Genomic DNA, 21,038 nt, shown 5'->3' with positions numbered 1-21,038 from the left:
TTTAGTTACCGTCTTTCAAACCCATCAGCGCGGCTGCAAATGGGTTATCAGGGTCGATCGCCTTTTCCTTTTTTGGTGGTCTGGACGAGAAGGTTTTGGCACCTTGCGGCTTGCCACCCTTCTTGCCCTGCGGTTTGCCGCGGCCATCTTGGGGCTTACCGCGCGGTTTACCCTTGCCTTGTCCTTGCCGCTGCTCACGACGTGGACCACGGTTTTGCTGGCGTTGGCGACCCCAAGTGAAGGTGTAGAACACCTCAGCTTCGGGCTCTTCTACTGCAGGAGCCTCGGCTGCCGCCTCGGTGCCATCGGCTGGCGCTTCGGCGGGCGTGGCGGCCTCGCCGCTTGCTGCTTCCGATGCCGGGGATTCTTCGGTAAGAGGTTGCTCTACCGCGTTGGTTTCAGGTGTTTCGGCAGGTGCCGCTTTAACCTTTTCACGTTCGCCACGCTCGGCTTTGTAGCCCAGCCCCTGCATCAGGTCGGCGAACTGATCCAGCGTCATCCCGGTGATCGACAGCATATCGGGCTTGGCTTCAAACCCGCTACGGCTGTCTTCGGCGCGCAGCATGTCGGCCAGACGTTCCAACATGTCGATCCGAATGGACCGCTCGCCCGCATCGCGGTAACCGCACATGGTATCGTACCCTTCGGGCGCGTCCTTTGCGACCGGTACGGTAACCAGACCCGGAGGCGGCGCTTCGGGGAATTCCTGCAACCCATTGGCAAGAGCCCACAAAACCAGACGCAGACGTGTCGGTGCAGGTTTCAGCAGCAGCGGCATGAAGATGGTGAATTGACCGAACCGGATGCCGTGCTTGCGCAGCGCGCCACGGGCGTCCTGATCCAGATCCTTAACTTCTTGTGCTACGCCTGCGCGGGGCAGCACGCCCAGCGCCTCGACCATGCGGAAGGCAAACCCTTTGGCCAGGCCGGACAGTTCTTCGTCCCGCGACAGATTCAGCAGCGGTTCGAACAGCGCTGCAACCTTGCGGTCGATGAAATGCTGCAGGCGGCGCTGCACTTTTTGTTCGACATCTGGGCCTGCGGCCTCATCCACAAAAACCTCGACCAACGGCTTGAGGGGCTCTGCGCCAGCAACCAGTTTGCCAACAGCATATTCGCCCCACATCAGGCCGCCCTGATCGGTAAAATCAATTTCGGTATCGGGCGCATTGTAGAAGCGATCGGCGCGCAGATGGAATTGCGGCGCAAGTGCTTGCAAGGAGGCCGTTTTCAAAGCTTTCGCCTCGGTTCCTTGCGCGCTTTTGTCCGGAATAAACCGGAACCCTTCCAGACGACCAACGAATTCGCCTTCGACGGTCACTTCACCCTTGTCATTTACTTCGGCCAAAAGGGCCTCCTTCTGTTTGAGCCGGCGCAGCAACACAGATGTGCGCCGGTCCACAAATCTCTGAGTCAAACGATCATGCAATGCGTCTGACAGCCTGTCTTCTACAGTGCGTGTTTCGTCACGCCAATGTGATTCGTCACGCACCCAACTGTTTCGCTGCGCAACATATGTCCAGGTGCGAATATATGCCAACCTTTTAGACAAAGCATCGATATCTCCGTCGGTTCTGTCGATCCGGCGGATTTGGCGCGCCATGAAATCATCTGGGATCGAACCGCGTTCATGCAGGTGCCCATAGATCACTTCAAGCAGGCTGGCGTGTTCTGCGTGGCTGATACCGCGAAAGTCGGGGATTCGGCACACATCCCACAACATACGGATCGATTGGCCGTCACTGGCGCGGGCGGCAACTTCGGTCACTTGCGAGAGCGATTTCAACACATTCAGGTCATCTGCGGGCCGCGCTTTGATCAGATGTTCGTCATTCGGGCTGACCTCAAGCGAGTCGATCAGTGCGTCGATCGAGCCAAACCGTAGAGCGGCGTTCCGCCAATTCAGCTTTTTCATCGGCGTAAAGCGGCTGTCCATGATCGCCTGCGCCACGCCGTCGTCCAGTGGAGGCGCCTCACCGGTCACACCAAAGGTGCCATCCGACATGCCGCGCCCGGCCCGACCTGCGATTTGCGCCAGTTCGTTCGGGGCGAGCGGGCGCATTCTGCGTCCGTCAAATTTGCTTAGGGACGAGAATGCTACGTGGTTTACATCCAGGTTCAGGCCCATCCCGATGGCGTCGGTGGCAACCAGATAGTCGACCTCGCCATTCTGATACAGATCGACCTGCGCGTTCCGTGTGCGCGGGCTGAGGGCGCCCATGACCACGGCTGCCCCTCCCTTTTGGCGTCGCAAAAGCTCGGCAATCGCATAGACACTATCAACCGAGAATCCGACAATTGCGCTGCGCGCGGGCATACGGCTGATCTTCTTGGAACCCGCATAGACCAGCTGCGACATCCTCTCGCGCCGGACAAATTGCGCTTCGGGGACCAAAGCCGCTATCGAGCCGCGCATGGTGTCCGAGCCCAGAAACAGCGTTTCGTTCGTGCCTCGAGCGCGCAGCAGGCGGTCGGTGAAGACGTGACCGCGTTCTGGATCGGCGCATAGCTGGATTTCATCCACCGCCACGAAATCTGTGCCCATACCTTCGGGCATCGCCTCGACCGTGCAGACCCAATATTGGGCACGGGGCGGCACGATCCGTTCCTCGCCCGTGACCAGCGCCACGACAGAAGGGCCGCGAATGGCGACGATCTTGTCATAAACCTCACGCGCCAGCAGACGCAGCGGCAGACCGATTACTCCAGTCCGATACCCCAGCATCCGCTCGATCGCGTAATGGGTTTTACCTGTGTTTGTCGGGCCAAGTACGGCCACGATTCGGGATGACCCGCTCACCTTTGCCCCCTGCCCCGGTTCTTTAGAGGGCCGAGCCCTCGACCTGAGGCTTCAGTCGATTCACCGCATTGGTTACTTCTTCATGATGAGGATGTATAGCCAGCGCACGCTCATAGGCGTCCAGAGCCTTGTCGGGCTGTTCAATGATCTCGAAAATCAGGCCCAGCCCGAAGATGGCTTCGTAGTTATTCGGGTTCAGCGTCAACGCATGTTCCAGATCCGCAGCGGCCATGCCAAAGCGATCCATGCCGAAAAACGCCGAGGCGCGCATGTTCCACCCCTCTGCAAACTCCGGCGCATGATCGGTCAGAGCTGTCAGATGCTCAATCGCTGTCAAAGTATCCCCGTCATCCAGTGCCTCACGCCCACGTTCCAGCAACAAATCAGCGGAAGCTGACCCTGATTGCGACCACAACGCCTTGAGTTGGCGGTCGATGCCAATCGCTTGTTCCGGCGTTGATTGCGCCAATTGAGCCAACAAGACGGCCTCGTCCCGCGAATCCGCCTGTTGCGCCACTGAACTGGTGGAAAACATGACCGTGACAAAAAGTGCCGTGACGGTACGTTTGAGATTGTAGTTTGCAATGCCCATAACAATGTTCAGTGTAGCGTTGCGACCGGGGATGTCCATTCACGGCGCATAAACAATAAGAGGAACACTATGAGCGACATTCTTGAAAAAGCCGCAGCCGCGCTGAACGAAAAACTATCCGGCGGCGATTTCGATGCATCGGCCAAGTTCGCCATCGCCGATCTGGGCGCTATCGTGCTGGACGCGGACGGCGCACGGGTCAGCGATGATGACGCAGACGTTACCCTGTCAGCGGATGCCGACACGTTTGAGCAGATCCTTAGCGGTGACCTGAACCCCACCGGTGCGTTCATGTCGGGCAAGCTGAGCGTCGATGGTGACATGGGTATTGCCATGAAACTCGCGTCGGTACTGGCCTGATGGAGCTCTCGCCGGCCCCTTTCTTTGAAGACGTGGCCGGCGGCCCTGCCGGTGGTGTGGCCCATTGGGTAAGAACCGCAGACAAGACGCGTATCCGCGTAGGTCATTGGCGCCCCGAGGACGAGGCAACCGGCACGGTAATGATGTTCCCCGGCAGGACGGAATATATCGAAAAATATGGCGGCGCTGCGGCTGAGTTCGTTCGTCGTGGCTTTGCCTTTCTGGCCGTCGACTGGCGCGGTCAGGGGTTGGCGGATCGCCTTCTGGACGACCCGCGCGTCGGCCATGTTGAGCAATTCACCGATTATCAACAGGACGTGCATGCCACGCTAGAACTTGCCACCGAGCTTGATCTGCCCAAACCCTGGTACGTGATCGGCCATTCGATGGGCGGGGCAATTGGTCTGCGTGCTGTGCTGGAGCGAGATGCCTTTGCGGCTTGCGCCTTTACCGGCCCGATGTGGGGCATTTACTTCACTCCAATCATGAAACCGCTCAGCCGCTTAACGGCCTATTGGGGGCCTCGGATCGGTTTGGGGGAAAAGACGCCTCCGACCACGTCACTGGAAAGTTATGTCGCCTCACAACCCTTTGAAGGCAACATGCTGACCCGCGATCCGGCGATGTATCAGATGATGAAAGACCAATTGGCGGCGCATCCGGAACTGGCCCTTGGCGCGCCTTCGACCATTTGGCTGCGCGAGGCGTTGGACGAATGCGCATGGCTGATGGATCAGACCGCGCCCGCCACGTCTGCCCTGACCTTTCTGGGTAGTCACGAACAAATCGTTGACCGCAAAGCGATCCGTGCGCGAATGGCAGATTGGCCCAGCGGCACGTTGGTTGAAATCCCCGACGGTGAACATGAGGTGCTGATGGAGGCTCCGGATGTGCGCGGCCCTGCCTTTGATCAACTGGCCGCACATTTTCTGGCCGCCCGATCTGACGCGCCGACCCCGGCGGCCCTGTCCAGCTAAAGAAAACCTCACGCAAAGGCGGCTTGTGATCTTGGCCGCCCACGCCTAGATGTTTGCCAAAGCAGATTTTCCGAGGTGATCCATGCGCGACCTTCCCTTTCCCGTCCGTGACGCAAACGCAGCCGGAGGCGCCGGCAATCTTGGCAACCTGCCGGAATGGGACCTGACCGACCTGTACAGTTCGGAAGAAGCACCGGAACTGGATCGGGACCTGGAATGGCTTGAAGGCGAATGCGCGGCCTTTGCAGCCGACTACGAAGGCAAGCTGGCTGATCTGGATGCCGAAAGCCTGCTGACCTGCGTGCAACGCAATGAAAAGATCAACTCTATCGCGGGCCGCATCATGTCCTTTGCCGGTCTGCGTTATTACCAGCTGACCACGGATGCCGAGCGCGCTAAATTCCTGTCGGATATGCAGGAAAAGATCACAATCTACACCACTCCGCTGGTGTTCTTCACACTGGAAATCAACCGCATCGACGATGACGTGCTGAATGCGCATTTTGACGCGAATGCCGATCTGGCCCGGTATGAACCCGTCTTCCGCCGCATCCGTGCGATGAAACCCTATCAACTGTCAGATGAGCTTGAGAAATTCCTGCACGATCTGGGTGTCGTCGGTGATGCATGGGAGCGTTTGTTTGACGAAACCATCGCCGGGCTGACCTTTACTGTGGATGGCGAAGAACTGAACATCGAAGGCACGTTGAACCTGCTGACCGAACAGGACCGCGCCAAGCGTGAAGCTGCAGCGCGTGAACTGGCGGCTGTATTTCAGGACTACGTCAAAACCTTCGCGCGCGTGCACAATACGCAGGCTAAGGAAAAGGAAATCGTCGACCGTTGGCGCAACATGCCGACAGCTCAGACCGGTCGCCACCTATCGAACGACGTGGAACCCGAAGTGGTCGAAGCGCTGCGCGAGGCCGTCGTGGCCGCCTACCCCAAGCTCAGCCACCGCTATTATGAACTAAAGCGCAAATGGCTGGGTCTGGACGTGATGCAGGTCTGGGACCGCAACGCACCCCTGCCAATGGAAGACACCCGGATTGTCGGCTGGGACGAGGCCGAGAAAACGGTGATGGATGCCTATAACGCGTTTGATCCGCGCATGGGGGAGATTGCAGCGCCGTTCTTCTCGAAAGGCTGGATTGACGCCGCCGTAAAGCCGGGCAAAGCGCCGGGAGCGTTTGCGCATCCGACTGTGACAGACGTGCACCCTTACGTGATGCTCAACTATCTAGGCAAACCGCGCGACGTGATGACCCTTGCCCATGAATTGGGCCATGGCGTCCACCAGGTCCTGGCCGCCGATCAGGGTGAGATGTTGTCGTCCACCCCGCTGACCCTGGCCGAAACCGCGTCGGTGTTCGGTGAAATGCTGACCTTCCGCAAGATGTTGGATCAGGCGGAAACGCCCGAACAGCGCAAGGTGCTGTTGGCCGGCAAAGTCGAGGACATGATCAACACGGTGGTACGCCAGATCGCCTTCTATGACTTCGAATGCAAAATGCACGCGGCGCGGCGCGAGGGTGAGCTGACCCCCGACGACATCAATGCTCTGTGGATGAGCGTTCAGGCTGAAAGCCTTGGCCCGGCATTCGAATTCATGGATGGGTACGAGACGTTCTGGGCCTATATCCCGCACTTCGTCCACTCACCTTTCTACGTCTACGCTTACGCGTTTGGGGATGGTTTGGTGAACGCGCTCTATTCGGTTTACGAAAGCGGGTCAGAAGGGTTCGAGGACAAGTATTTCGAAATGCTGCGTGCCGGTGGGTCCAAACACCACAAGGAACTGCTTGCCCCGTTCGGGCTGGACGCCAGCGATCCGAAGTTCTGGGACAAGGGCCTGTCGATGATCTCGGGCTTCATCGACGAATTGGAAGCGATGGAAGACTGATCACTTCTGGCTTGTGGTCGTCAAGAACACGGCCGCCACGATCAACACCGCCCCGAGGGCTGCAATCGGCGTGATTGCGGCCCCGAGAAACAGCGCCGAGTTGATGAACGTGAACACGACCGAGGCCGCGAACATCAAGGTCGCCGTCAACGTCGACACCCGCGCAGCGGCCTCGTACCACAAGTAATAGGCCAGCGCGGTCGGAAGAATCCCAAGCAAGATCAGGAAAACCACGTCATTGGCCGTTGGTACCTGCAGCGAGAACGCAGCCAGCGGCAGCAACAGCACGCCTGCGCACAGGAATATCCCGAACAGGAAATTCAAACGCTCTGCCGTCGACTCGGAATTGCGCATCGCGCGGCTGCTTGAGATCAGAAACACCGCCCAGCTGAGGCCCGCACCGATTTCAAGCAGATCGCCGAACAAGGGGTCTCCGCCCCCTTGGAAATCCTGATAAACCGTTAGAAAAACGCCCAGAATTGCCAGTGCCGTGGCCAGAACATCCGTGCGTGTTACCGGGGTGTCGGCGAAAAAGTACAAAAACACCAGCACAAAGAACGGTGCCGTGTTCTCAAGCACCATCGCATTGGCCGCTCCGGTGTATTCCAGCCCGATATGGAACAGAATGTAATTGACGACCGTCGACAGAACCGCCAGTCGAAAGTTCCAGTCGCTCAGGCGGATCGACACGGAAACCCGCATCACGCGCAGCATGCAATAGATTGCCAATGCGGCGATAAACAGGCGCGTCACCGCGATCTGTAGCCCGCCTAAATCACTGGTCAGATAGCGCACGATGACGCTGTGGGTGCCCCAAAGAAACGCCGCCAGAAACCCAAGCACCAGACCGTTTTGCATAAGCTTGGTGTCGGGCATCCCTGATTTCCCTGCTTATTTCAACTGACTGTCTTTGGACCCGCGCCGGTTGATCCCGGAACGTGCTTTGAAGGCCCCGTCCCGTTCCTGCATGCAATCCAGACACAGCTTGACGCCGGGCAGAGCCAGACGCCGTTTCTCGGGGATCGGTTCTTCGCATTCGGCGCAATGGGTCAGACTTTCGCCCACAGGCTGCTTTTGCGCCTGCATCCGGGCAAGTTCGTCCGAAATGGATGCTTCGATCTGTTCACTCACCGCGCCGTCGCGCGCCCAACCGCCTGCCATGGCGTCCTCCTGATCAGGTGCACGCCAGATTAGCCGAGCCGGGCGCGACGTGGCAAGTCAGAGGGAAACCGCCCCTTCCAGCACGTGATCGATCATCTCTTGCGTGCCGCGCGAGAATTCCAGCGGGCATGGATATTCGACACCCTCCCTCACGGATCGGCAAAACGCCTCGACCTGCAGCTTGTAGTGGTCATCCCCGGGAAAGCGCGTGACCTGAACCTCTAGCCCTGGACGGTGCAATTCCACGCGTGCTTCACCAAAGACGCGCGCGTTGAACGGAGCCGTCAGGCGGATAACGCCACCCTCGCCGTGAAACACCATCTCTTGATGTGGATGCATGCGGATCGAGACATAGGCGGAATAGGTAAAATCCGGAAATTGCGCACGAATTTCCGTGAAAGTGTCGATCCCGTCCTGCCAACGAATGGCCGAGTCCACGCGTACCGGCTCCTGCCCCGTCGCAAACCGCGCGCCGCCGATCACATAGACACCGATGTCGCGCAGTCCTCCGCCGCCGGTCTCAGCTCGGTTGCGAATGTTCCCGGTATCCGCGCGGTTGTCGAAACTGAAGGCGCCCGTCACATGCACCAATTTGCCGATTGCCCCATCGGCAATCAGCTTTCGCACCAATTGCCACTGCGGATGGTGGACAATCATGTAGGCCTCGGCCGCCAGCAAGTCCGTCTCATCCCGTTTTCGGATCAGAGAGTCGAACTCGGCTGCGGTCATGGCCATCGGCTTTTCGCACAGCACATGCTTGCCCCCATCCATCGCCTTCAGGCTCCATTCCACATGCAGGTGATTGGGCAGCGGGATATAGACTACTTCGATCTGAGGGTCCGCAAGCAACGCTTCATAGCTGTCATAAACCGTCAGATCGGGGCAAAAAGCCCGGAACGGATCGGCCTTGGCTGGGTCAGATGTGGCCAACCCGGCCAGGCGCGCACCGTGGGCTGCATGGATCGCCGGTGCCATGAATTGCCGCGCGAATTTGGCAGCGCCCAGAACGCCCCATTGAACTGGTTTGTGCATCTTATCCTCCGACATGCTTGATTAGTGGGCGAATCCAATCGTTAACGCTAACAGCCCGATTTTCCGACGTTCTAGCAACCATCCAACGTTATGTCAGGCCTTTATCTGAAAGGCACATCTTTAGCCTGCCAAGGTGGCCCGCACTGGATCTGCACAGTCAAACGCAACCAACCGGGCAAGTTGGTGCAAGAGATTGCCGCCAGCGGCGGTGTGATCGGCATGGGATACTGGGCTAATGTTGCCTGTGGGGACATCACCCCTAACCGTGTTGCCAAGATGATCGAGGCAGCCATCGAGACCGTTGGCGTGGACCACGCAATGTCGAGTACGGACTACGACGGCTCGGTCGAAATCACTTTTGATACCTTGGAATTGGTGGCCTTGACCGCGGCATCGCTGGAGCAAGATTTGACTGAAACACAAGTTCGGATGGTAATGGGCGAGAATTTCGTACGAGTTTTCCATCAACAATTGAACTAGGTACACACCGCCATTCAACAGCTTGAGATTTATATGCAATTCGGCGCCGTCAAGCCGGCTCACATCGAGACTTGCCATTGATAAATCCGAATTTCGTGATCCGTTTTCCAACTCTCCCCGTAACCAACTTATCGCCGGGGGGAGGATTCTGATCAGTCAGGATTGTCCCAGACCATAGGCGCGCAACCGGGTGGGAGATGAACCGATATGCCAGCTAATACTGAATTGCCTTCGATTACCGGAAAAGTCGTGGAACTAAGCGGGGACCCAGGAACGTTCGACCAAAACGCTCATGATTTCGACCTCCTTCGCGAGGCCGTTCTTGCTGCAGGCCTTGATGGAGTGTTGGCCGACCCTAACGCCGACCTTACCGTCTTTGCGCCAAAAGATGCAGCCTTCATTGGTTTGGCGCAGGCCTTAGGTTTTGAAGGCTCGGACGAAGCCGGAGCGCTTAATTACATAGTGAAAGCCCTGACCCTTCTGGGCGGTGGCGACCCAATTCCCTTGCTCACCGAAATCTTGACCTATCACGTCGTTGATGGCTCGTTCACAAAAAACGACGTCGTCGACCTGGGCGATGGTACGCCCATTACAACATTGCAGGGCGGTGCAGTGGAACTAAATCTTTCCACGCCGCCTAGCTTGGGCGATGCGGATCCCGGTATCGACGATCCGAATCTGGTCGGCTTCGACGTACCCGCCTCAAACGGGATCATTCATGTTCTGGATGGGGTTCTATTGCCGGTATCCGTGACCGGTATCCTTGGGCAAAAAAATACAGATTTCATTCTGGGCGACGACTCGGACGAATTCCACTTTACCGGCCGTGGTCAGGACTTTGTGCATGGCGGTGGCGGCAATGACGTCATCGGTACCGGACGCGGCAAGGATGTTGCTCTTGGCGGCGCCGGCCACGACACCATTTTTGCTGGTCGCGGCATGGACACTGCAAGTGGCGGCGAAGGCAACGACAAAATCTTTGGCGGCCTTGGTATGGATACTTTGCGCGGCGACGAAGGGCACGACAAGATCTTTGGCGGGCGCGGCATGGACACTGCAAGTGGCGGCGAAGGCAACGACAAAATCTTTGGTGGCCTTGGTATGGATACTCTGCGCGGCGACGAAGGGCACGACAAGATCTTCGGCGGGCGCGGGAAAGACCTGATCGATGGAGGTGCCGGCGATGACTATTTGGTCGGTGGTCGCGGCAAAGACACGTTTGTGTTTGAGAATGGCGACGGAGATGACACGATCAGGGACTTCCGGATCGGTCAGGATAAAATTGACCTCAGCGGCTATGACGGCATCGACAGTTTTGACGACATCGAAGACGCGATCTCGGGTGGACGCTTCCGCACAACAATCGACCTGGAAGATGGCGACAGCATTTATTTGCGCGGGGTAAACGCCAACTATCTGTCTGAAAGCGATTTTATCTTCGCGTAACAATAAAAGCCCGCCGACAAAGGCGGGCTTTTTGCGCTTGGGCCCGTCTTAGACGGTGCTCAGCATTCCTTTTTCACGCGCCAGTTCGCGCATCTTCTTTTGCAGCTTCTCAAACGCACGAACCTCGATCTGACGAATACGCTCACGGCTGACATTATACTGCGTGCTCAGATCTTCCAGCGTAACGGGCTGATCCATCAACCGGCGCTGCGTCAGGATGTCCTTTTCCCGATCATTCAGGACTTCCAGAGCAGCCGCCAGTAGTTCGCGGCGGGCATCCAGCTCGTCGCGGGCTTCATAGTCGCCAGCCTGGTCGGCATCCTCATCCTCAAGCCAATCCTGCCACTGCATAGTGCCTTCGCCTTCGGACCCGACGGTCGCGTTCAGCGAGGCGTCACCACCAGACATACGGCGGTTCATGCTGATGACTTCCTCTTCGGTCACGCCCAGATCATTGGCGATCTGCTTGACGTTCTCGGGACGCAGGTCGCCTTCTTCCAGCGCACCAATACGCGCCTTGGCTTTGCGCAGGTTGAAAAACAGCTTTTTCTGCGCCGAGGTCGTGCCCAGTTTCACCAGCGACCAGGACCGCAGGATGTATTCCTGGATCGAGGCGCGAATCCACCACATCGCATAGGTTGCCAACCGGAAACCTTTTTCCGGATCGAACCGCTTAACCGCCTGCATCAGGCCCACATTGGCCTCGGAAATCACTTCGGCCTGCGGCAGACCATAGCCGCGATAGCCCATGGCGATCTTGGCCGCCAATCGCAGATGCGACGTGACCATTTTGTGCGCGGATTCAGTATCTTGCTCTTCGACCCAACGCTTGGCCAGCATGTACTCTTCTTCCGGTTCCAGCAGCGGGAACTTACGAATTTCCTGCATATAGCGGTTCAGACCGCCTTCCGGCGTCGGCGCGGGGAGATTTGCGTAATTTGCCATGATTCATGTCCCTCCGACAAATGTTTAATTCGTTAACATGGATATGGGAGGTCATCCCAATCCGTTCAAGAGGTACCGTTAACAGTTTGGGATTAACGATAGATAAAGGAAACCAAAGAAAGTCTTAATCACGTAACTTTGCGCATTATGTCAGCGGCGCGCGGAGTTGATCAATGAGCTTGTGCATATCTTCCGGCAGCTCGGCTTCAAACCGCAGATTTTCCCCAGTTACAGGGTGTTCAAAACCCAAAACCGCAGCATGAAGCGCTTGCCGAGGGAAGGCGCGGACAGCCTCAGCTGCTGCCACGCTAAACGCCTTAGCTGCCAGTTTACGCTTACCACCATAGACCGGATCGCCCACCAGCCCGTGCCCGGCATGGGCCATGTGTACGCGGATCTGGTGCGTACGGCCGGTTTCTAGCCAACACTCGATCAGCGCCAGCCCTGCCGGAGATCCAAAGACCTCAACCAAGCGCGCCCGCGTCACCGCATGACGACCGCCATGAAACAGCACGGCCTGCCTTTGCCGGTCTGTCTTGTGCCGTGCCAGTTGCGTGGTCAGGCGCATGATGTTTCCGGGCTCAAAACTAACGCCCTTTACGCCGCGCAATCGGGGATCATTCGCGTCCGGCACGCCGTAGCAAATCGCGCGGTAGTAACGCTCTACCGTGTGCGCCTCGAACTGTGCTGCCAGCCCGTGATGCGCTGCGTCCGATTTCGCCACCACAAGCAGACCACTGGTTTCCTTGTCGATACGGTGCACGATGCCGGGGCGCTTGACCCCGCCTACCCCGGATAGATCATCACCGCAATGATGCAGCAACGCGTTGACCAGCGTCCCGTTCGGTGACCCGGGCGCAGGATGCACTACCATGCCAGCCGGTTTGTTTATGACTATCAGGTCCGCGTCTTCGTAAACAATGTCCAGCGGAATATCTTCGGGGCCGATATGGCTGTCTTCAGCCTCGGCCACATTGATGACCACCAGCGCCCCTTCGGCCACCTTGGCCTTAGGGTCATGTGCCGCAGTACCGTTGATCAGGACCGCGCCTTCGTCAATCAACCGGGCCAACCGTGTCCGTGACAGGTTTTCCTCGGCTGGCACATCCCGCGAAAGCGCCTTATCAAGGCGTGGCGGCGGATCGGCCGCGATCTGAAATTCTATCTGGCGGGTGCCCATGACTGTCCCTTCCGAACCCCAAGAACCGCAGGAAACACCACAGCTTCGTCTGCTGCGGAGAATGGTCATGCTGCTGACCGCGGTGATGATTGGCGGGGTTCTAGTGACATTCGCGCTGATTGTCATCCGACTATCGGACAGAACCCCCACCCTGCCTGATCAGGTCGAACTGCCCGATGGCGCCAAAGTGCAGGCCGTGACCATCGGCAGCAACTGGTATGCGGTGGTGACCGATGACAACCGCATTCTGATTTTTGACAAAACAACAGGTCGTCAACGCCAGGAAATCATCATCGATCCCTAGCTCTCAGCCCTCCAGCGCCATGCGAAATACGATCTCGGACGCGCGACGCAGAGCGTCGTATTCCTCGGACGTGTCACGTCGAAACTTTTGGTCTTCTTCGCATAACTCGACCGGCTCGAACAGTCTTGATCGGTCAGGAAAGAACTCTTGCTGGAATGCGACATCTTCCTTGATCAGGTATTCGTCTAACCAGGAACGTTCATTTGGTTCCAACACATCATAACGCCGGAACATGACCGGATCGTCGACCACGCGCCGACGCAGCTTGCGGCTTTCCTTGCGCCCCATAGAACGCGAGACGATTCCAAAGGCTTCGCTGGCCACGCGCGACTGAGATTGGTTCGAAGGTCGGTCAACTGCCCCACTATCCGGCAGTGGTACACCGATGCGCGACATGAAATCATCGACCACATGACCCTGCATCATCTGCGCACGATCATACAGCATCGGCACCACCACAACACCAGGAAAAGCTTGCCGAATTTGGTCAAGTTTCGCCGAAAAGGAAAAGATGCCGGGGTTGGCTTTGATCTTTGCTAGACGGTCCTGGATAAATTGGGAAGCACTATTGCCCAAACGACCATTCTTGGCTCTCTGTTTGTAGTCCGCCTCAAAGAAATCCGAATACCGGCGGCAGTAATAGGTGATCCGCAATTCACGAGAAGGGACTTCCGCAAAAACCTGCGCCAATCTGTTCAAGTCGCAGGAATAGAACATTTCCGAAGACACCAGACAGGTCTTTTCGCTGTGCGCCTCATACTCAGAGGCCATCAACGCGCGGAACGGGTCCATCGAGTCGTTGGTCTGGTTGATGCGAAAGGCGATAATGTTGTGGCTGATCGCCAGACGTCCGCCCTCTTCCAACCGACGACGACCAGCCTCGATATAATGCAAGCCAGCCTCGGCCAGCGGCGCCTTGTTCTGGCGCATAAATCCCTGCAGCGCAGTCGTGCCGGTCTTGGGCATACCCATATGCAGCCAAAGCATCAGAGGCCTCCTGTTTCCGAGAAAATTCGGCTCATTCCCCGTGGCTGGCCGCGAATTCTGCCGTCATCTGCTGCATAAGGTCCTGCATCTCGGGCACCGCCCGAAGTTCCGAGATCTTCTGCCTGTGTAGATCACAGGACATATGATGCAACCGGGCCGTTTCGGGGTCTGACAGCATCTCGTAGTAGTGGTCTCGCTTGCGATCCAGAACTGTGTCGATCGAGCCGTCTTCTTCGGCGTTTTGGTTCATCATGTTCCAATATTCCATGCCCAGGCTTTCACCCAAATGGTGGGCCCTACCGCGCATTTTCTTCACCAAATAGCTTTCGCAAGACTTCAATGCATAATGGTTGATCTGTACGAGATCATACCCCACGGAATCCCGCGCCGAGCGCCAACTGCTCGTAAAGTAGCGGTCCGGCATCAACTGCCCCGACCCGTTATACCAGTTGCAGTCCTCCATAGTCTCGACCGAGGGGCGCTTTGGTCTGTGCACCCCCAACGCATTCCAAAGTTCGCGCTTAAACATGGTTTTGAACCCCCACGCTTGCGGTGGGCGGTATTTCTGCTCCTCGGCGGCACGGCGAAACTGATCCGAAAGGAACCGGTCCTCGTAACGGATGACGCCTGCATTCCCGAACAGACGCCACGTCATCGAAATCATCTTGGCGTTGGGAATGGCATCAGTCAGTGCGCGCAAAGTGTTATCGCCGGTTTTGACATTTATATGTTCATCGGCGTCAACCACGATCACCCAGTCCTGAGGTCGCGCGACCTCCATATTCAGAAATTTCTTGTAAGCGCGTTTTTGCGGGCTGGTCGGGCGACGCGAGTTGTTGTCGACATGGGTCAGAATCCCCATGTCATCCAACCGCTTAAGCAATTCATCAGTACCATCGGTGCAGTCATTGGTCATCACGACCATCTGATCGACCCCGATTGCCCGGTTATGGGCCACCCATTCCAACACAAACGGGCCCTCGTTCTTCATGGGGGTAACGCTGATGTATCGGGGGTCCTGATCAGACACTTATTCGCCTCGTGTTTTACCGCTTATTGAACCTGCGCCAGAAATCCTGCGGTTTTCGTTCGGATCACAGCCTAGGCTTACTGGCCCCAGCAGCCAAGAGCAATCCAGCAGAGTCTTGAAAGCCTGTGCCTTTCTCATCGTGTACGCGCCAACTGATTTGCAAAACGCTTATAAGGCGGGAACAGGTCATGTGCTTTTTGCAAGTACGGCCTTGCTTTACCTTTCTTCCCGAGCCGCAAAAGGATTTGCCCGGCCTCGCCCTGTATAACAGGCGCGTTGTCGTCAATGTCAGCCGCCTGAACAATCTGGCTTTGCCCTTGCTCCACCGCGCTGTTCCTTTCCAGGAACTTTCCCATGGCAAAGATCAGAAACGGATTGCCCGGATCGCAGGCCAAAGCCTCGGCCATCGTCATTCGTGCGCGAACATGGTCTTGGTCAGCCTCATACAGCTTGGCCAGCCTAATGTGATACAGCGGATTTTCCGGCCAATCCGACGCGGTTTTGCGCATCACATCTATGGCTTGTGACGAAGGCAAAGCACCCAGATGCCAATTCAGCATCGTCTTGGCGGCGGACACGCCCGGATCACCAGCTTCGATACGCACTAAATTATCAAAGCTCTCCAGCAGACGCTCCAGACGAAACCGGTCGTCCACAAATCTGCGGGCTTTTTGGTCCAAAGCCAGATCGGACCAATCCAACAGAACAAGGTCAAAATTGCACGGCTGCCGCGCCAGCACCTTGTGCTGTACCAAGTAAAGGTTGTTGAAGGGGGGAAAGCGTCGTCGCCGCACCTCTTTTTGCAGGCGCCAGTCTGTTGGCGGGAACAACCGCGCTGACACCTGATCGCGGTACAACATCCGTGATCCAAGCACCGTTATATCAGGGCGTAAGGGTTTGGCCCAAAACGCACGCGCCAGATATCGGCTGGCAGACCACCTTTTCTTTTGCGCACCCAGAGTGGCCGCCCGAACGGCCAGCAAGACGGCGTAATCCTCGGGCCAGAGATCGGGATTCTCCAGCCCTGCCTTGGCTAGTTTCTCGCCTTCCTTCCACTTTGAAAGGTAAAAACAGTTAATAGCCTGTAAAAGTGGCATGAACGCGTTGTCCGCTTTTTCCTGCAGGATCGGTTGGGCCAGTTCATAGGCCTGTTCTATCTGGTCCTGCGCGCACAGATACTGCGCTGCCTTGGCATAGACATGGGCCGCTTCAGAGACATTCAGAAAAGTACCAGGGCCCTTGGAAACCCGGTCAATCACACGATGGCTTGCCGATGAAATCTCTTCCTCAGTCAGGACGTCCTTGAACACCAAACGTTGCCGCCCCGAGATGCGGGCCGCCGCCATTGAAAACGCCGAGATAAATGGCGCGATCACCTGTTCGGCACGTGACATAGTATAGAGTTCAAGAAAGTCCCGCTGGGCACGGGTCATGCCCGGCACTTCCGCTACGTCGGACATCTGCAGCAATTGCGGAAACCGTTTTTGAAACCGGGTGACCAGTTCGGGCTGGTCAGAAAACATGATGGCCGTTTGACCGGCGGTTTTCTCGAGATGGGCCTCGTACAGTTCTTCGGGTTCGATCTTGGCAGGCCAGGTTGTGTGTTTCCACGGAAGCCCGTTCAGAATGTCACCCCGCCGGATATGATAGGCCGATACCCCCTGCCCCGACAGTTTTTCGTCCGCCCGGTCCATGATGGCACGGATTTCTTCGGTGAATCCGATCTGATGAATGAAATCCCGATAACGCGGGCGGATTTCTTCGATATCCTCCCACGGAAAGGCCAGCACTTCGAAACCTTCCTCAACCAAAATCGACCGACCCGAATTGAGGTGCGCGATAAGACGGTCCGGAGATTTATCCCCCTGAAAGGCCCAAATCGGCAGAGCCTTTTCACTGAGCTTTTCAAATGCCTTAGAACTGAGGAAACGCGCGTCCATCCAGTCCTGTTTGAACAACTCCTGCGGCTGGTTCAGTTCTGGCGCGTCCGATCCTTGCGGAAACCAGTTGACTTTGTAGGCGGTGCCAAAATCCTCAGCCAGCCGAATGCAGGTCAGCATCATCAGCAGACGCGCGCCCATACGGTCTTTGCGCTGGCCGATGAACACTCCCTTCGCGGATGTCATCTGGATTTCTCGGCCTCGGCCAGGGCAGCCCGGCGCAATACGCGGAACCTTTGGCGCGCCTGACCCACCAATTGAGGGTGACGCTCGCCTGCCTTTGCCTCGATACCGCGTATGACCATCGGTAGACGGCGGCGGTCGCGCATCATTCGATAAAATTCAAGCGGCTCCAGTGACCCGTTCATCGCCTTTTGCATAACCGGTTTGAGGATATCCAACTTGCGCAACATAGGCGCGGCAAAATGGTTCGAAAACCAGGTCTTGAGCAATACGACGTTGTCGCCCATTAAACGCGCAACCTGCTGCCGGTCGGGCTCAAAAAACGGATCATAGAAAACATAGGCCTTGCCCGCCTGTTTGACTGTCTGAGCGGCGTCACCCAGCGGCAAGTCCCAATCCTGTACCCGCCCGAACCGGTATCGCGTTTCCCAGGGCACCTGCCGTTCATCCAACGACGTTTGGGGGTTGAAGGCGATGATGTTTGCACCGGGAGCTAGTTCAGAAAAGGTCAGCGCCCCGAAGCCACCCATTGAGGCGCCGGTAAAAACGACCTGATCGAACCGTTCGAAAAAGCCCTCGGCCGCGCGGTTCTGGAAATACGTGATGATCTCAGGGTCGCGATACCAAGCTTTAGTGCGCGCGAATATCCCCATATGCGACCACCCCTCATCCCGGAAGAACTTCCATCCCCAGGGTTCGCGCGCAAAGGACAGGTCATTCGCGTTGGCGATATTGTCAAAGCTAACTACCAACTGCGAGGCAGAGCGTTGATGAAACAACACCGAATGGCGCTCCAGCTTTTGCAGAAAGCCCGCCCCGTCTCCACCAGGGTAAAGTTCGACAAACCACGGTGGTGCCGGGTCAGTCAAAATACGTTCATACCCCGTTTTGCGGTCGGGGTGATCGGGTTTCAACTGCTCTTTCGAAAGTTCGTCTGCCATGATCTTCAGATTAGATTATCAGCCAGCCACAACCGAAAATCCACCCATTCGGGGCGCCTTTTAATTTCGGCGATCTTCGCCCTGTGCCATTCGCAGGCCTGCGCGTGTAACGAGCCCAACGTTTCGTCCGCCTTGAGTTCGGCCAGCAGCGGCGTCGCGCGCCGCGCGATGGGTTGAATGGACTGGTCAGCCTCTTTGTTGGCATTCATATCCTGCCAATAGGATTGCCCCTGATCCACTTTGATATGGTTAGTCCGCCCCCGATCACGCTTGATCAGAAAGCCGTCCAGCGATCGGACCGAATAGTGATGCAACCGCCCTAGCGAATGATCGAACCCACGCCAAGCCCGCCAGCCAACCTTTTCGGCCGGAAACAGCTTGCCCCCAGCGTCGGACCAGGCAATCTCACTCTCCTTACCTTCTTCCATCCCTTTTGGGCGATGCGGACCAAACCGAGTAAACTTGCCGTTGTTGCGGAACAGCGTCTTAAGGCCATAAGCCCGACCTGAATGATACGGGAATTCCTGATCGCCCATCGCAAAGGTTTCGGTAACGGGCCTGTCTTCAAAACTGATATTTCCCGCGCTTCCAAACAGTTTCCACGCAAATGAGATCGCGTCCACCGTCTGCCCCGCGCGGTCTTCAACCTCGGTGATCAAGGCGTCAAAACTGTTGTCGCCATGGCGGATGTTCCAGAATTCATCCACATCCAGACACAACAACCAGTCAGCTTCCTTGACCTTAGGCTGACGCCGAGCTCGACGCAGCATCTGATGCTGTGGATTGCCACCCTCTTTCACCTCGTTCGAGACATGAGTGGCCAACCCCAATTCCTGTAGTCTGCGGGCGATATCGTCGGTGCCGTCGTCACAATCGTTGGTAAAGATCACAAAGTGATCGACCCCCAGCGTTTTATGGAAGGCAACCCATTCCAGCATGTAGGGGCCTTCGTTCTTCATCGTGGTAAATACGGTAATGGCCTGAGACATAAACACTTCCCGACTTGTGTTGACCTTCGTCATACACAACCCTGCGGACAGGGGCGAGACAGGAAACAGAGATATCGCTAATCCTGCACAAACTGGTGCACCTCTACCCCGCCCCCGGGGTTGAACTTCTGATGTTCAGGAGTGAATGGTGCGGTCGAGAAGACTCGAACTTCCACGGGTGTTACCCCACAGCGACCTCAAGTAAACCGCGTGTAAACATTCCGTCTAACGCACTGTAAACTTGGTGTCTTTGACCGCGTGACCTTCTTAGGTTCTTCGCACAGTTAGGTACTGCGAGTACGACTGTTACTGTAACAGAATCCGGGTGGTCAACCCGTACATGTAAGGGTGAGTCAGATTGACTCAGTTTGTGTGCGCTGAGTTGAACGGAGAAGAACCTGAGGTTACCGAGACAACAACCTCACAGTGGCTTTGAGTTATCCTTTGGCTGCTATGGGGTTTGGGAGGGTTTGTGGAAGGACCCTCCCTTTTGGTTTTCTTCGAATGACCGCTTCGAGCCCTTTGCGTTCTTTGGATCGAACCAATCTGGTGTAGATTAGCATGTGGTTGAAGAGCGATAGGATTTTCACCATGGAAAGAGAACTCATCTACCAAGCACCTGATCTGGTTGACGTTACGTACCGCCCGGAACTCGCAGCGGTATATCTGAAGTGGTTCAGCGAATATGACGAGGGTACGCGAGTTAAGGATGCCGTCCTTGCTGCTCTCGCCTGGGTACGGACGAACAACATCAGACATTGGGTGGCAGATGTCTCAACGTCTCCGCATGGCCTATCCGATGCTGACTATCAGTGGGTTAGCGGAGATGAATTCCGATCAGAAATCATGAACTCGACGCTTCGGAAGTTTGTCTTGCTGCCACCCTTGCCCGATTCTGGGCAAGATGATGCATGGGTGGCCGACTGGGAAGCGAACACACTTGCAAAATTTGGGGACCGCGTCAGCGCAAAAGTCTGCCATAACATGCAAGAGACAAAAGCGTTTCTGATTTCCTGATCCCGGCCAATCGAACTAAGCTTCTGTCTCTTGGCGCACGACTTTAAACGGTGGCTTTGTCCGCATAGCGGAACCCAAGTTTCCAACCCTCACTCAGGGCCACTCAAAGCCCCTCTGTACAAATCCAAGTCCTCCCTAGGCACCCTCGCCAAGAACCTAAGTTCCCCGCTATCCCAACCGTCCTCAAATACTAGCTTCAAACGGCGCTTCTCTGCTTCCGACTTCGAGCAAGGATAACACAGCCCGACAATATCATGATACATGTGCCGTGCCCTACCCTTCTCATCGCGGTAGAAGAAACGCATGTACCCATCAATCGCATTGCAGGTCATTCCACTTCGTTCGTTATCGGCCCTCGTTTGAGGATACCGGTTCAGTTCGTTGTTGGCTTGGTCGAAGAGTTCAGGGCCAAGGATCGACAAGGCGTCGTCTGGCAGTGCGCTCAGAGCCGCCCTGAGAGACTCGCTGAGGGTGTCTTTGGGTTTGGTGATAGGTGAGCGCTCTGGGCTGGCTTTGAGGGGCTCGGAGTCCGCTGAGGGACTGTCTGAAGGCCCCTCAGATGTTGTTTCATTTGTCATGGTATTCCTTAATTGAATGAATTTAAACGGGATGGGTAATCTCACCCAACCGAAGTAGATGTGAGTCCAAGTTAAAGTTGCCTCGAAGGTCGGCTGTGCGGAGATACTGTTGAAAAAGTCTGTTGATTGGTTGCTGTTGTCCTGATTCACTTGTTTTGAGAGTGGGAGGGCGCGGCGATGATGGGACCGAGGC

General features: G+C 56.6%; 20 protein-coding genes. 7 read left to right on the top strand and 13 right to left on the bottom strand.

All coding sequences use genetic code 11. From position 1 onward, the window contains the following. Position 1 precedes the first annotated feature (1 nt). Both ACR0DT_RS00100 and ACR0DT_RS00095 read right to left on the bottom strand, forming a co-directional pair. Positions 2–2,800 carry a helicase-related protein gene (locus ACR0DT_RS00100; RefSeq protein ID WP_480708792.1) on the bottom strand — a complete coding sequence of 933 codons (2,799 nt, stop codon included), beginning with the start codon at positions 2,798–2,800 and terminating at the stop codon, positions 2–4. A 22-nt stretch (positions 2,801–2,822) separates the two neighbouring features. Beyond that, positions 2,823–3,431: a tetratricopeptide repeat protein gene (locus ACR0DT_RS00095; RefSeq protein ID WP_480708791.1), complete on the bottom strand. Its 609-nt coding sequence runs from the start codon at positions 3,429–3,431 to the stop codon at positions 2,823–2,825. Positions 3,432–3,461: 30 nt separating this feature from the next. Between ACR0DT_RS00095 and ACR0DT_RS00090 the strand changes: the two genes are divergently transcribed. The 3 genes from ACR0DT_RS00090 (at position 3,462) to ACR0DT_RS00080 (ending at position 6,632) form a co-directional block, all read left to right on the top strand. Continuing rightward, on the top strand, positions 3,462–3,752 hold the full coding sequence (locus tag ACR0DT_RS00090) for an SCP2 sterol-binding domain-containing protein (protein WP_058280950.1): 291 nt from the start codon (positions 3,462–3,464) through the stop codon (positions 3,750–3,752). Next, complete coding sequence (locus ACR0DT_RS00085; protein WP_480708790.1) at positions 3,752–4,729, top strand: alpha/beta fold hydrolase; 978 nt, start codon at positions 3,752–3,754, stop codon at positions 4,727–4,729. Before ACR0DT_RS00090 ends, ACR0DT_RS00085 begins: the two co-directional genes overlap by 1 nt. An 82-nt stretch (positions 4,730–4,811) precedes the next feature. Next, entirely contained in the window at positions 4,812–6,632 is a 1,821-nt protein-coding gene (locus ACR0DT_RS00080; RefSeq protein ID WP_480708789.1) for a M3 family oligoendopeptidase, read from the top strand. Here ACR0DT_RS00080 and ACR0DT_RS00075 read toward each other — a convergent pair whose 3' ends face one another. From ACR0DT_RS00075 to ACR0DT_RS00065, 3 genes are read right to left on the bottom strand one after another with little or no spacing between them, the layout of a single operon-like run. Beyond that, positions 6,633–7,508 carry a DMT family transporter gene (locus ACR0DT_RS00075; RefSeq protein ID WP_480708788.1) on the bottom strand — a complete coding sequence of 292 codons (876 nt, stop codon included), beginning with the start codon at positions 7,506–7,508 and terminating at the stop codon, positions 6,633–6,635. It lies immediately after the preceding gene. Between the two features lie 15 nt (positions 7,509–7,523). Continuing rightward, complete coding sequence (locus tag ACR0DT_RS00070; protein WP_480708787.1) at positions 7,524–7,793, bottom strand: DksA/TraR family C4-type zinc finger protein; 270 nt, start codon at positions 7,791–7,793, stop codon at positions 7,524–7,526. Positions 7,794–7,850: 57 nt separating this feature from the next. Beyond that, complete coding sequence (locus ACR0DT_RS00065; protein WP_480708786.1) at positions 7,851–8,825, bottom strand: Gfo/Idh/MocA family protein; 975 nt, start codon at positions 8,823–8,825, stop codon at positions 7,851–7,853. 90 nt (positions 8,826–8,915) lie between these two features. Here ACR0DT_RS00065 and ACR0DT_RS00060 point away from each other — a divergent pair, with 90 nt between their 5' ends. Both ACR0DT_RS00060 and ACR0DT_RS00055 read left to right on the top strand, forming a co-directional pair. Then, entirely contained in the window at positions 8,916–9,305 is a 390-nt protein-coding gene (locus tag ACR0DT_RS00060) for a membrane dipeptidase (RefSeq protein WP_480708785.1), read from the top strand. 207 nt (positions 9,306–9,512) lie between these two features. Next, a complete protein-coding gene (locus ACR0DT_RS00055) occupies positions 9,513–10,751 on the top strand; it encodes a fasciclin domain-containing protein (RefSeq protein ID WP_480708784.1) in 1,239 nt (412 codons plus the stop codon). Between the two features lie 48 nt (positions 10,752–10,799). On the opposite strand, the gene rpoH is transcribed toward ACR0DT_RS00055, so the two are convergent. Continuing rightward, positions 10,800–11,696, bottom strand: coding sequence for an RNA polymerase sigma factor RpoH (rpoH, locus tag ACR0DT_RS00050; protein ID WP_480708783.1), 897 nt, complete (start codon positions 11,694–11,696; stop codon positions 10,800–10,802). 145 nt (positions 11,697–11,841) lie between these two features. Then, entirely contained in the window at positions 11,842–12,876 is a 1,035-nt protein-coding gene (locus ACR0DT_RS00045) for an RluA family pseudouridine synthase (protein ID WP_480708782.1), read from the bottom strand. On the opposite strand from ACR0DT_RS00045, the gene ACR0DT_RS00040 reads away from it, so the two are divergent. Next, positions 12,875–13,180 carry a DUF6476 family protein gene (locus ACR0DT_RS00040; RefSeq protein WP_480708781.1) on the top strand — a complete coding sequence of 102 codons (306 nt, stop codon included), beginning with the start codon at positions 12,875–12,877 and terminating at the stop codon, positions 13,178–13,180. The genes ACR0DT_RS00045 and ACR0DT_RS00040 overlap by 2 nt on opposite strands. Before the next feature lie 3 nt (positions 13,181–13,183). Here the strand turns inward: ACR0DT_RS00040 and ACR0DT_RS00035 are convergent, their stop codons facing one another. From ACR0DT_RS00035 to ACR0DT_RS00015, 5 genes are all read right to left on the bottom strand, one after another. Next, a complete protein-coding gene (locus ACR0DT_RS00035) occupies positions 13,184–14,167 on the bottom strand; it encodes a hypothetical protein (protein ID WP_480708780.1) in 984 nt (327 codons plus the stop codon). A gap of 31 nt (positions 14,168–14,198) precedes the next feature. Further along, entirely contained in the window at positions 14,199–15,197 is a 999-nt protein-coding gene (locus ACR0DT_RS00030) for a glycosyltransferase family 2 protein (protein WP_480708779.1), read from the bottom strand. 134 nt (positions 15,198–15,331) lie between these two features. Next, on the bottom strand, positions 15,332–17,323 hold the full coding sequence (locus ACR0DT_RS00025) for a hypothetical protein (protein ID WP_480708778.1): 1,992 nt from the start codon (positions 17,321–17,323) through the stop codon (positions 15,332–15,334). Next, positions 17,320–18,261 carry a hypothetical protein gene (locus ACR0DT_RS00020; protein ID WP_480708777.1) on the bottom strand — a complete coding sequence of 314 codons (942 nt, stop codon included), beginning with the start codon at positions 18,259–18,261 and terminating at the stop codon, positions 17,320–17,322. The genes ACR0DT_RS00025 and ACR0DT_RS00020 overlap by 4 nt, the downstream gene beginning before the upstream one ends. Before the next feature lie 5 nt (positions 18,262–18,266). After that, positions 18,267–19,250: a glycosyltransferase family 2 protein gene (locus tag ACR0DT_RS00015; protein ID WP_480708776.1), complete on the bottom strand. Its 984-nt coding sequence runs from the start codon at positions 19,248–19,250 to the stop codon at positions 18,267–18,269. Between the two features lie 591 nt (positions 19,251–19,841). Between ACR0DT_RS00015 and ACR0DT_RS00010 the strand changes: the two genes are divergently transcribed. Beyond that, positions 19,842–20,267 carry a hypothetical protein gene (locus ACR0DT_RS00010; protein ID WP_480708775.1) on the top strand — a complete coding sequence of 142 codons (426 nt, stop codon included), beginning with the start codon at positions 19,842–19,844 and terminating at the stop codon, positions 20,265–20,267. 89 nt (positions 20,268–20,356) lie between these two features. On the opposite strand, the gene ACR0DT_RS00005 is transcribed toward ACR0DT_RS00010, so the two are convergent. Then, positions 20,357–21,038: hypothetical protein (locus ACR0DT_RS00005; protein ID WP_480708774.1), on the bottom strand; the 682-nt coding region annotated here is incomplete at its 5' end.

The sequence above is a fragment of the Ruegeria sp. BI11 genome (assembly GCF_056538005.1).
The sequence above is the reverse complement of the archived record's forward strand: the minus strand, read 5'-3'. Positions and strand labels throughout refer to the sequence as shown.